General features: G+C 42.4%; 7 protein-coding genes. 6 read left to right on the forward strand and 1 reads right to left on the reverse strand.

The window, feature by feature from the left end; all coding sequences use genetic code 11:
- The first annotated feature begins 85 nt into the window (after window positions 1-85).
- The 4 genes from galU (at window position 86) to galE (ending at window position 5,525) form a co-directional block, all read left to right on the forward strand.
- Window positions 86-973, forward strand: coding sequence for a UTP--glucose-1-phosphate uridylyltransferase GalU (galU, locus tag LZP46_RS00365; RefSeq protein ID WP_236094318.1), 888 nt, complete (start codon window positions 86-88; stop codon window positions 971-973).
- A 544-nt stretch (window positions 974-1,517) separates the two neighbouring features.
- Window positions 1,518-2,786 carry a nucleotide sugar dehydrogenase gene (locus LZP46_RS00370; RefSeq protein WP_019837371.1) on the forward strand — a complete coding sequence of 423 codons (1,269 nt, stop codon included), beginning with the start codon at window positions 1,518-1,520 and terminating at the stop codon, window positions 2,784-2,786.
- Complete coding sequence (gene pgi, locus LZP46_RS00375; RefSeq protein ID WP_236094319.1) at window positions 2,786-4,507, forward strand: glucose-6-phosphate isomerase; 1,722 nt, start codon at window positions 2,786-2,788, stop codon at window positions 4,505-4,507. The genes LZP46_RS00370 and pgi overlap by 1 nt, the downstream gene beginning before the upstream one ends.
- Window positions 4,500-5,525, forward strand: coding sequence for a UDP-glucose 4-epimerase GalE (gene galE / locus LZP46_RS00380; protein ID WP_236094320.1), 1,026 nt, complete (start codon window positions 4,500-4,502; stop codon window positions 5,523-5,525). Before pgi ends, galE begins: the two co-directional genes overlap by 8 nt.
- A gap of 87 nt (window positions 5,526-5,612) precedes the next feature.
- Here the strand turns inward: galE and LZP46_RS00385 are convergent, their stop codons facing one another.
- Entirely contained in the window at window positions 5,613-6,983 is a 1,371-nt protein-coding gene (locus tag LZP46_RS00385; protein WP_236094321.1) for a phosphomannomutase CpsG, read from the reverse strand.
- Between the two features lie 213 nt (window positions 6,984-7,196).
- Here LZP46_RS00385 and LZP46_RS00390 point away from each other — a divergent pair, with 213 nt between their 5' ends.
- Window positions 7,197-8,435, forward strand: coding sequence for a hypothetical protein (locus LZP46_RS00390; protein ID WP_178318967.1), 1,239 nt, complete (start codon window positions 7,197-7,199; stop codon window positions 8,433-8,435).
- A gap of 166 nt (window positions 8,436-8,601) precedes the next feature.
- Complete coding sequence (locus LZP46_RS00395; protein WP_178318966.1) at window positions 8,602-11,949, forward strand: DEAD/DEAH box helicase; 3,348 nt, start codon at window positions 8,602-8,604, stop codon at window positions 11,947-11,949.
- Window positions 11,950-11,955 lie beyond the last annotated feature (6 nt).

An 11,955-nucleotide genomic window follows, 5' to 3' on the forward strand; every position in this document is an offset into this window, starting at 1 on the left:
TCAAAAACTAAGTTGAAGTAAGTAAGTTCAACTTGTTGATGAGTAAAATTTAACTAAAAAATTTGTGTAAATTTAGGTATATGAGATGATTAAAAAAGCCATTTTACCCGTTGCTGGTTTAGGCACCCGCTTTTTACCTGCCAGTAAATCTATCCCTAAAGAAATGGTGACTGTGGTCGATCGTCCAGCGATTGAATATGTAGTACGGGAGGCAGTTGCAGCAGGGATTGAGCAAATTATTTTGGTGACCCATTCCTCTAAAGCCTCCATTGAAAACTACTTTGACCGTAACTTTGAGCTAGAAACCACTTTAGCACAAAAACAAAAAATGGATTTGCTCAAAGAAATTACCGAAATTTTACCTGCACATGTCAGTGTCGTGAGTGTACGTCAGCCACAACCTTTAGGTTTAGGGCATGCGGTTTTATGTGCTAAATCTGTAGTGGGCAATGACGCCTTTGCAGTGCTGTTACCCGATGTATTGGTTAAAGATGATGCGGCACAAAATGACTTGGCGCGTATGATTCAGCGTTTTGAGCAATCTCAGGCCGCACAGATTATGGTCGAAGCAGTGCCAGATCATCTGGTCGATCAATACGGTATTGTCGATGTAGCCGCAGCACCTGCTGAAGGTGAAAGTACCGTGATGCAGGGCATTGTCGAAAAACCTGCAGTAGGCACGGCACCTTCTAATTTATCGGTAGTGGGGCGTTATGTCTTGCCTGCAGAAATTATGACTTTGCTCGAAAACACCCCTAAAGGGGCAGGTAATGAAATTCAATTGACCGATGCGATTGCCATGTTGCAACAAAACAGTGTGGTCGAAGCTTACCGTATGCAAGGTCAGACTTTTGACTGTGGCAGCAAGTTGGGTTACTTAAAAGCAGTGTTGCATTATGGGCTTGATCATCCAAAATTAGGCGATGATTTTAAAGCCTTGATTCAAGAGTTAAAGCTTGAATCTAAAAGGTGATTAAGGGGGGAAAGATTAGAAAATCTCTCCTAGCCTCCCTTCTTACGCAAGAATTTAAAGCAGTGCTTAAACTCTGGCTCAGGGAGGAACATCTATTATAAAGCTTTTGCTAGTGCGAACTTCCCCCTTTGAAAAAGGGGGATTGAGGGGGATTAAAAAAAGGAGAGCCAAATATGGTGAAAACTTCCAATGTTGAAAATCTCTCCCAACCTCTCTTTAAAAAAGAGAGGGGTGCTCATTATAAAATTGATTTTATGTGCGAAAATTTAAAGCAGTGCTTAAATTCTTGCTCATGGTGGAACATCCATTATAAAGCCCTTGCTTGTGCGAACTTCCCCCTTTTCAAAGGGGGATTGAGGGGGATTAAAAAAAGGAGAGCCAAATATGGTGAAAACTTTCAATGTTGAAAATCCCTCCTAGCCTCCCTTTAAAAAGGGAGGAACAGTAGGAAAGGATGAAATGTAAAAATCTTTCCTAATCTCTCTTGAATCAAGAGAGTAACCCCATGAAATAAACAGCATCAACCAATACACAGGAACACATTTTGAAAGTCGCAGTCTTTGGAAAAACCCTCTATGCAGGCGTGATGTCTGCACTCTTGGCAGAATGTGGGCATCAAGTCTATTGGTGCGATATCTTTCAGGATGCTGCCCATCCACTAGAACAGCAACATCTCAGCTTTCAAGACCAAGCCTTGAGCCTGTTATTACAACAACAATGCAGCAAGGGCTTTTTACACTATTGTGATTTTGCTGCATTGCCTTTAGATGTGGATGTGTATCTACTCAGTTTGAACCCGACTGAAGAAGCTCACGCCTTAACTGTTTTGGGGCAGTTGCAACAACGTCCGATCATTCACCCTAAATTGATGATCAATGCCTCGACTTTGGGCTTAAATGGCACACAGCGCCTGCAAAAAATCTTGCCACAAGATGACTGGATTTATTTGCCCGACATGATTCAAGAGGGCAATGCCATTCAAAGTATGACCCGTGCACAGCAACTCACCGTGGGTTGTGAAAATGAACGTGCGCAAGTCAAACTCAAAGAACTACTCCGCCCTTTATTTCCACGTGCGCAGCAATATCTGTTTATGCCTGTGTTGGATGCAGAATTTACCAAACTGAGTATTTCAGGCATGTTGGCAACCCGTATCAGTTATATCAATGACTTGGCAGTGGTGGCAGAAAAACTGGGGATTGATATTGAACATGTGCGACAGGGTATGGCGGCAGATAGCCGTATTGGTGCATCGTATATGTATCCTGGTGCGGGGTTTGGTGGTGAAAACTTTAGCCATGATATTCAGACTCTGGCCAGTACCGTATCCACTACAGGGGTAAAAAGTCAGCTGTTGGCGCAAGTTTGGGATATTAACGAACAACAAAAAGAACTCTTGTTTAGAAAGTTGTGGAATTATTATCAGGGCGATTTAAACGGTAAAACCGTGGCGATTTGGGGCGCAGCCTTTAAAGAAAATACTGCACGGGTGCAACATTCTCCCATTCATGTAATGTTGCCTGCGTTGTGGGCGCAGGGTGTGACGGTCAAATTGCACGACCCACAAGCCTTGCCTGAAATTGTGGCACAGTATGGTCAGCGCGATGATCTGATTTTATGTGTAGACCAATACCAAGCCGTCGAAGGTGCATCAGCATTGTGTGTGCTGACTGCGTGGAAACAATATTGGAGTTTGGATTATCCAACTTTATTAAAGCAGATGCAGCATCCACTGATTTTGGATGGTCGCAATATTTATGATCCTGAATTTGTGAAGGCACAAGGTTTTGCTTATATGGGAGTAGGCCGCTAATGATTCGCAGCACAACGCCACAGACGCAAACCTCGATATCTCCAAATGATAATGCCTTGCCACAGTTACAACAATTACAGCAACAGTTTCAGCAGCTGCATTTAAATCAGCTATTTGCCCAAGATCCGCAGCGTTTTCAGCGTTTTTCGGTGGCTTTGGACAGTGTACTGTTTGACTATAGCAAGCATCGGATTGATGCCAAGGTATTGCAGACCCTGGTTCAGTTTGCACAGCAGAGTCAGCTTGCTGAGTGGATTGGACGTTTATTTTCAACGGCAACAGGCTCAGAGAAAATCAACTATACCGAACAGCGCGATGCGATGCATTGGGCCTTGCGTTTGCCTGCGACCAGCCCAGCAGCAAGTGCTTCCGAACAGACCGATGCCTACGCTGCATTGACTGAGCAAGTCCATATCCAGCTTGAGCGTATGTATGCCTTGGTGGAAAAAATCCATGCAGGCCAATACCGTGGTGCCACGGGTGAAGTGATTCAGGATGTGGTCAATATTGGTGTGGGTGGCTCAGATTTAGGCCCGTTGATGGTGACCCAAGCCTTATCTGACTTTAAAGTGGCAACTGAAAAACCACTGAATGTACATTTTGTGTCTACCATGGATGGCAGCCAGCTATCTGAATTGCTGCATCGTCTGCGTCCTGAAACTACTTTATTTATTATTTCGTCCAAGTCTTTTGGCACCATTGATACCTTATCCAATGCGCAAACTGTGAAACAATGGCTGGAAAAAGCGCTGGGTGTGCACACCCAAATTCTAAAGCATCACTTTATTGGGGTATCCACCAAAGCAGATAAAATGACCGCTTGGGGCATTTGTCCTGAAAATCAGCTCTTGCTTTGGGATTGGGTGGGTGGTCGCTATTCGTTATGGTCGTGTATTGGCTTACCGATTGCACTGACCATTGGCGTTGCGGGTTTTCAGCGGTTTTTAGCAGGTGCACATGCGGTTGATCAGCATTTTCAAACAGCTGCATTTGATCAGAACATCCCAGTGCTGATGGGTTTGCTAGGGGTATGGAATAATAATTTCCTGAATATTCAGACTCATGCGGTCTTGCCTTATGATGGACGTTTAAAATACTTCGCTTCGTATTTACAGCAATTAGAAATGGAATCGAATGGCAAGTCCATTCAGCGTAATGGCGAGGCGGTGAGCTTGGATACTTGCCCGATTGTTTGGGGCGAGGTTGGGCCGAATGCACAGCATGCGTTCTATCAATTGTTGCATCAAGGGACGCATGCGGTCAGTTGTGATTTTATTGCCCCTGTGCAGCGTTATAATGCCAATCAATTTACTTATGCGGAAAATGCTGAGGCTTTGGTGGAGCAGCATCATTTGGCATTGTCCAACTGCTTGGCACAGTCGCGGCTTTTGGCCTTTGGCAATCAGGCTCTAGATCAGCAGGAATTAGATGGCTTAGCGGCGTATAAGCAGTACAGTGGTAATCAGCCAAGTAGCAGTATTTTATTGCAAGAACTCAATCCGTATAGCTTAGGCATGTTGATTGCTTTGTATGAACACAAAGTCTTTGTACAATCGGTGCTATGGAATATCAATCCCTTTGACCAATGGGGCGTAGAAAAAGGTAAGGAAATTGCCAATCAGCTCTTGCCTATTTTGAATGGGCAGCAACAGGATTTATCGGCACTCGATGCATCGACTCAAGGTTTATTAAAAATTTTATTAGGAAAAATAGATGGCTAATGTTTTAGTAACAGGCGGTGCTGGTTATATTGGTTCACATACCTGTGTCGAGTTGCTGAATGCAGGGCACAGTGTGGTGGTACTAGATAATTTGTCCAATAGCTCGGCAGAGTCATTGACGCGAGTGCAGCAACTGACTGGCAAAACCTTACAGTTTATTCAGGGTGATATTCGTGATGCTGCTGCTTTGGATGCTGTGTTTGCGCAACATCAAATTGATGCAGTGATTCATTTTGCAGGACTCAAAGCGGTGGGAGAAAGCCAACAAATTCCACTGAGCTATTTTGATAACAATATTGCGGGTTCAATTAGCTTGATCCAGGCGATGCAACGCGCGCATGTGTTTAAACTGGTGTTTAGTTCATCGGCTACAGTATATGACGAATCCAATATTTCGCCGTTACATGAAGAGATGCCAACGGGTATGCCAAGCAATAACTATGGCTATACCAAACTGATTGTGGAACAGCTTTTACAAAAAGCAGCCCTTGCCGATTCACGTTGGTCGATTGCGCTATTGCGTTATTTTAATCCTGTGGGGGCACATAAAAGTGGCTGCATCGGCGAAGACCCACAAGGTATTCCAAATAATTTAATGCCTTATGTCACCCAAGTGGCGGTGGGACGTCGTGAAAAACTGTCAATTTTTGGGCAGGATTATGCCACGCCAGATGGTACAGGCGTGCGAGATTATATTCATGTGGTCGATTTGGCCAATGCGCATTTATGTGCCTTGAATAACCGTTTGACTGCACAGGGTTGCCGTGCTTGGAATATTGGTACGGGTAATGGAATTTCGGTGCTGCAAGTGAAGAATACTTTTGAACAGGTCAATGGTGTGCAAATTCCATTCGAGTTTGCACCACGTCGTGAAGGCGATGTGGCGACCTCTTTTGCAGATAATAGCCGCGCAGTGCAAGAACTGGGCTGGACACCACAATATGGTTTAGAAGATATGTTGGCCGATAGTTGGAACTGGCAAAAGCAGAATCCGAATGGTTATCGTCAAGATGAATGATTCTAGCCATACACTCAGCCACAAGGTTTAGAGCATAAAAACGGAGTCAGTTTTGACTCCCTTTTTTATATTGCTTTGATTTTCAGATTAAGCTTGAATCAATTGGGTCAACTCATCCACATAGTCCTGCATTGGGCGTGGGTTTTGATCACGACGGCTTTCAATATTTAAGCGCAATAATGGCTCAGTATTTGACGCACGCACATTAAAACGCCATGCCCTAAAGTCAAGGCTCACGCCATCGGTTTGATCAATCGTTGGGTTTTGGCTGGCATAATGCTCAAAGATTTTTTGGATCGTGGCTTGAGTATCGGCCACTTTAAAGTTAATTTCGCCCGAACATGGGAACTTGGCAATCATCTCTTCGACTAGACTGGATAGCGATTGTCCTGTTTCAGACAATACCGAAAGCACCAATAACCATGGAATCATGCCGCTGTCACAATAGGCGAAATCACGGAAATAGTGGTGTGCACTCATTTCACCGCCGTAAACAGCATTGTGTTCACGCATTACATCTTTAATAAAGGCATGCCCAGATTTAGATTGAATCGCTTCACCTTGATATTGCGCGACCACATCAAAGGTATTCCAGACCAAGCGCGGGTCATGCACGATTTTTTCGCCTGTTTGTTTGAGCAAAAATGCCTGTGCCAATAAGCCGACAATATAATAGCCTTCAATAAACTGGCCTTTTTCATCGAACAAGAAACAGCGGTCAAAGTCACCATCCCACGCAATACCCATGTCGGCTTGATGCTCTAATACGGCATTGCGGGTGCTATCACGGTTTTCCACTAAAATTGGATTCGGGATACCATTGGGGAAAGTACCATCGGCATCATTGTGAATTTTGACCAATTCAACAGGAATATTCAGAGCTTTGAATTTTTGCTCAATCGCATCGACCACATGTCCTGCAGCGCCATTGCCTGCATTCATGACCAGTTTCATTGGGCGAATTTTGCTAGGCTCGATATAAGTCATTAAATGTTCAATAAATTCAGGCAAAATATTGTAGCTTTGAGTGCTACCTTTGTGCTCAACTGGGGTAAATTCGCCCGATTCTGTCAAAGCCTGAATATCTTTTAGGCCGGTATCGGCACTAATCGGACGTGCATTTTCACGTACCAGTTTCATGCCGTTGTAGTCCATGGGATTATGGCTGGCAGTTACTTCAATGCCCCCTTGCACGTCTAAATGAAAGGCTGCGAAATAGACTTCTTCTGTGCCTGTCATGCCCAAATCTAGCACATTGACCCCTGCATCATTTAAACCACGAATGGTGGCTTGCTTTAAGCCTTCGCTGCTAAGGCGAATATCGCAGCCAATTACAACGGTTTTAGGTTGGTAAATTTGTCCGTAAGCACGACCAATTTTATAGGCAATCTCTTCATTGAGTTCTGTGCCCAATTTTCCGCGAATGTCATAGGCTTTAAAACAGGTGAATGTGCTCATGTATTGTCCTGAATATTTGGAAAAATCGTATTGCTGCCTATGATAATCGAACTATGTGCAATGTGCTGTAAAGAATAGAAAATCAATTGCTTGAAGATGTTTCAGGTCAAAGACTATGGATGAGAAAAGACGTGGTGATGGGCAAAGGTGTTTTTAATGAGTAAGAAGTTGGTTAAAATACGGCTCAGACTTATGTGTTCGATATGATTGAAGATGGAATTACAGAAAAGTACTTTAGAGCCAGAGCAGAAACTTTCTGCGCCACAGAAAAAATTTCAGAAATTATGTCAAAAAATTGAGCAGGAACAAGTACGTTTGAATGAATGGCAGACCGCACAAGCCGATATTCAGGCACGAGCCAGCCGAGAAATTTTACCAACCTATACGCAATTGCGTGAAATTATATTTCAGCAAATTCAACAATTGCTTCAGCAAAAACAACAAAAAATGACGGCAGCCCAACAAACTAAACTTGCTCAAAAAATTGAGCAACTCAGTTTACAGCTCTTAGATTCGCAGCAGATGTCTACCGAACAAGTTCAGTTTTTAACAGAATTGCTGAACAGTTATGGGCATCATATTGAATTGCTAGACACAGATGATGTGGATTTAAGATCTGAAGCTAAAACAGCAACAGAGTCAGAAGACGAAAATGTTGAACAATGTGAACAAAATAGTTTTGAACATGATGAGTCTGAACAAGAGCGCTTGGCACAGCTCAAGCTAGAAAGTTTGAAGCATTTTCTTTGTGAAGAATATGACCTAGATCTAGATTTTTTTGATTTTCAGCATGATCCATTAGATTTAGATGACTTTATAAAAAAATTTGAACAAAAAATGCAAGAACAAGATGAGCTGGATTTTTTAAGTCAGTTGAGTAGTGCGCAAAAAGCTTTTGCCGAACAGCAAATTGCCCGTGAAAAAGCCAAAGCAGCAAAAAAACAGCAACAGCGTGAAGAAGCCAAGAAACTAGCAAATCAGTCCATTAAAGCGATTTACTTAAAAATTACAGCGTGGATTCACCCAGATCGTGAGCAAGATGAGCAGAAAAAACAAGAAAAAACCGTATTGATGCAGCAAGCCAATCAGGCTTATGAAGCCAATGATTTATTGACATTGTTAAATTTGCAAATTCAGTTGGGTCAGCAGCATAATTTGTCTTTCGCCAATCAACAATTAAAAGCGTATAACCTGCTTTTAGAAGAACAGTTAGAAACTTTGCAAATGCAAGTAGATGACATTATTTACTCTTTTAATTGGAGTCAGTTTTTATATTCTAACCGTAAAATTAAAGTGCAGGATTTGTATCGAAAATATGAGCAAGACTATCGACATGTTCAACAAAAATTAGCTCGAGCGCAAGAGATACTGGAAAAATATCAAGACCTTAAACAATTAAAGCAATTGATGCGCAGTCAATATGTGTGGGAAATGCATGCTGTGATGATGTAGACATATTGAGGTTTGGCTTTGAATGTTTATGCAAAAAGTAGTCTTTATTTACAATATTCCTTTTGAGTGAATCCAAGTTATGCTCAGGTTGGGCCGTTCGGCTACTATTCTGAATTGACACCTTTGTCCGTTATAATTGTATAAACATTTTTAGTGTCTGGTAATTATGTCCTCATTGATCAATTTTCTATCTCGCTTTAGTACAGCAACTCTTCAGCGCAGTCTTAGCTATGCTAAACGCATTGATAGGGAAACGATTGAGTTCTTTGAGGAAAAAGACGGGGTTACGATGTATGCCCAAATTGAAGGGACAGATTATTACGATACTGCAATTACCTATAATCTTAAAAAGGACCGTTTAATTGATGACGACTGCACTTGTCCGGTTGGATATAACTGTAAACATGCTGCTGCTTTAGCGCGGTTATTCTTTCAGGAATATCGCCAGGAATTTCAGCAGCGTTATGCTGACTCTCAATCCCCGCAGGGAATCGCAAAACGCCTACGGGGGGATGATCAGGCACAGCGCTGGTTGAATGATTTTAAACGGTATTTACAACAGACTGAACCAGAGCAATCTGTCAAAACAAACAATTATTTAATTTACCTGTTAGATCAGTCTGTCAGCTTAAAGAAATTGACAGTTGATGTTCAGAAGGCCAGACGCAATAAAAACGGCTCAATTGCGGGGGAAAGTTATTATACCCAATATGAAAATATCACCAGAAAGCATCTGACTTTACCTGAACAAAAACGACAATTATTTAACCAGATTTATTATTATGCCAAAATAAACAGTGACGAACGTTTTTATCAAAGCAATCTTGATATCTCCGGAATTTTATTGGAGCATTTCAAATCTTTTATTCAAAGTGGCGATGTGTACTGGCAAAAAAAGAGCCATACTGCACTTCAATGGTCAGAACAAGGCTATCACATCGAACTGATCTGGCAACAAGGTGTAAACAAACAGACAGAGCATTTAAATATTGAATTGGTCAATGGTGATATTCGACTCGATTTAAAATCAAATCCACATATCCAAATTCTCGCTAGCCAGCCACCGTGTTATGTGGATATTCAACAGAACACGGTGGGCCAGTTATATGGTGAATATACGGCAAATCTTCTGTACCATTTTTTACAGATGCCTGATCTTCCATCTATGCTCTTGCCAGAGTTTGAGAAACTGACTCATCAATATTCAGACGTGAAAAATCTGCCTCAGCCCGAGTCTATTCAGCATATTGATGTCCTTGAGGGTAGTCCCCAGCCAATTTTACGCTTCGGTGTTTTAGATAAATTTGATTGGAAATGGGAAGAGTCTGTTTGTGCTGAAATTGAATTCTCCTATGCAGGCGGGCGAATTAAAGCAGGTACATCAGGTGACAGTTTCATTGGTGAGCAGCATGACAAAATGGTGCGACAGCTTCGGGACTTAGTTCAGGAACAACAGTCAATCCAGCGTTTACAGCTATTGGTCGAATCACTGAAGTGGGTGAAAGATCTTAGTTATGACCAGCAATTAAAACTGGATAAACAACGTCTCGATTCTATGGTTTTTGCTTTCTATGGAGACTGGATCAAACAGCTGATGCCCATCAATCAAATTGAGTTGATGGGCTGGCAGATAGAGCATCTGGAAAACAGCCCCTTTAACCTGCAATATGTTGAAAATTTAAATATTTCTATCACTGAATCTGAAGGCCAGCAGGACTGGTTCAATATCGGGGCGACGGTTCAAGACAGTGCAGGCAATTCTTATAATTTACTTGATGCGCTCGTAGCTTTGGTGCGAGTAAATCCTGATTTACTTGATCCGCGGACTTTTATTCATCTGCATGACAGTCAAATTTTCACCGTGAAAACTGCAGTTGATCAACCTGATTTGGCGCTATCCGCTAGGGATATTAAGCCGGTATTATTGCATCTGCAGAGCATTTTACAGCAAGAAGAGCGCAGTATTGATCGCTATGATGCGAGTCAATTATTAGAATTGCAGCATAATCTTGGGATGACATGGCAGGTCAGTGATCGCCTGCAGAAATTTGTACATAAATTCAAACAAGGCTATCAGCAACAACTGCCGACACCACAAGGTTTTCAGGGGGAGTTGCGTCTATACCAGCAGCAGGGCTTAGGCTGGTTACAGTTTTTAAGGGAAACCCAGCATGGCGGGATTCTGGCAGATGATATGGGCTTGGGGAAAACAGCACAAACTTTAGCCCATTTACTCATGGAAAAGCAGGCTGGATATTTGCAGGATAGTCCCGCCTTAATTGTTGCACCCACATCGCTGATGCATAACTGGTTCAAAGAAGCGGAAAAATTTACTCCTGAGCTCAAGGTACTGCTGCTACAAGGCCCCGACCGCCATCAGTATTTTGAGCAGATTCCGCACTATGATATTGTGTTAACCACCTATCCGCTTCTGGCGAGAGATGAAGAGCAACTAAAGCAATATGAATATCATCAACTCATTTTGGATGAGGCGCAGAATATCAAAAATCCGCGCGCCAAAGCTGCACAGGTAGTACGGCAATTAACAGCGCGACATCGTCTATGTCTAACCGGTACACCTATGGAAAATCATTTGGGTGAGCTGTGGGCACTATTTTATTTCCTGATGCCAGGATTTTTATATTCACAAGAAATTTTTAATAAAAAGTACCGTCATCCAATTGAAAAGCGCGGTGATGAGCAGTTAAGACAAAAGTTGGTCAACCGGATTAAGCCCTTCATTTTACGTCGCTTGAAAACTGACGTAGCCAAAGAGTTGCCAGAAAAAACCACGATTGAAGTCAATATTGATATGAATGACCAGCAATCCAAGTTATATGAGGCTGTTCGTGCCACGATGCAGGCAAGCATTCAGAAAATTGTGGCAGAAAAAGGCTTTAAACGTAGTCAAATTCAAATTTTAGATGCCTTACTGAAGCTACGTCAGGTGTGCTGCCATCCTAGCTTACTAAAGCTGGATTCAGTGAAAATTGGGCAGGCGCATTCTGCCAAACTTGAACAGTTGATGGATATGGTCGTTCCAATGGTGGAAGAGGGGCGAAAAATTCTTATCTTCTCTCAGTTTACCTCAATGTTGGAACTGATTGAACAACAGTTCCATCACGCAGAAATTGGCTATGTGAAGCTGACTGGAAAGACCAAAAAGCGAGATGAAGTCATTACAGCGTTTCAGTCTGGACAAGTGCCGGTATTTTTAATCAGTCTGAAAGCAGGAGGGGTCGGTTTGAATCTAACTGCCGCAGATACGGTCATTCACTATGATCCATGGTGGAACCCTGCTGCTGAAGATCAAGCTTCAGATCGTGCATGGCGGATTGGACAGGACAAGCCGGTATTTGTCTATAAGCTGATTACTAATAAAAGCATAGAAGAAAAAATTCTTGCCTTACAGCAAAATAAAGCAGAACTGGCACACTCTATTCTAAGTACAGATCATGAAGGCGAAGCGAAACTGACGGAAAATGACGTGATGAACTTGTTTGAGAAATTTTAGTTTGGT

It is taken from the genome of Acinetobacter sp. SCLZS86 (genome assembly GCF_021560715.1).
In the GTDB taxonomy this organism is placed as follows: Bacteria; Pseudomonadota; Gammaproteobacteria; order Pseudomonadales; family Moraxellaceae; genus Acinetobacter; species Acinetobacter towneri_A.

What these genes read in the sequence shown, in the direction of transcription:
- LZP46_RS00385 (WP_236094321.1), bottom strand. Translation starts at nt 6,983, where the DNA reads ATGAGCACATTCACCTGTTTTAAAGCCTATGACATTCGCGGAAAATTG.
- galE (WP_236094320.1), top strand. Translation starts at nt 4,500, where the DNA reads ATGGCTAATGTTTTAGTAACAGGCGGTGCTGGTTATATTGGTTCACAT.
- pgi (WP_236094319.1), top strand. Translation starts at nt 2,786, where the DNA reads ATGATTCGCAGCACAACGCCACAGACGCAAACCTCGATATCTCCAAAT.
- LZP46_RS00395 (WP_178318966.1), top strand. Translation starts at nt 8,602, where the DNA reads ATGTCCTCATTGATCAATTTTCTATCTCGCTTTAGTACAGCAACTCTT.
- LZP46_RS00390 (WP_178318967.1), top strand. Translation starts at nt 7,197, where the DNA reads ATGGAATTACAGAAAAGTACTTTAGAGCCAGAGCAGAAACTTTCTGCG.
- galU (WP_236094318.1), top strand. Translation starts at nt 86, where the DNA reads ATGATTAAAAAAGCCATTTTACCCGTTGCTGGTTTAGGCACCCGCTTT.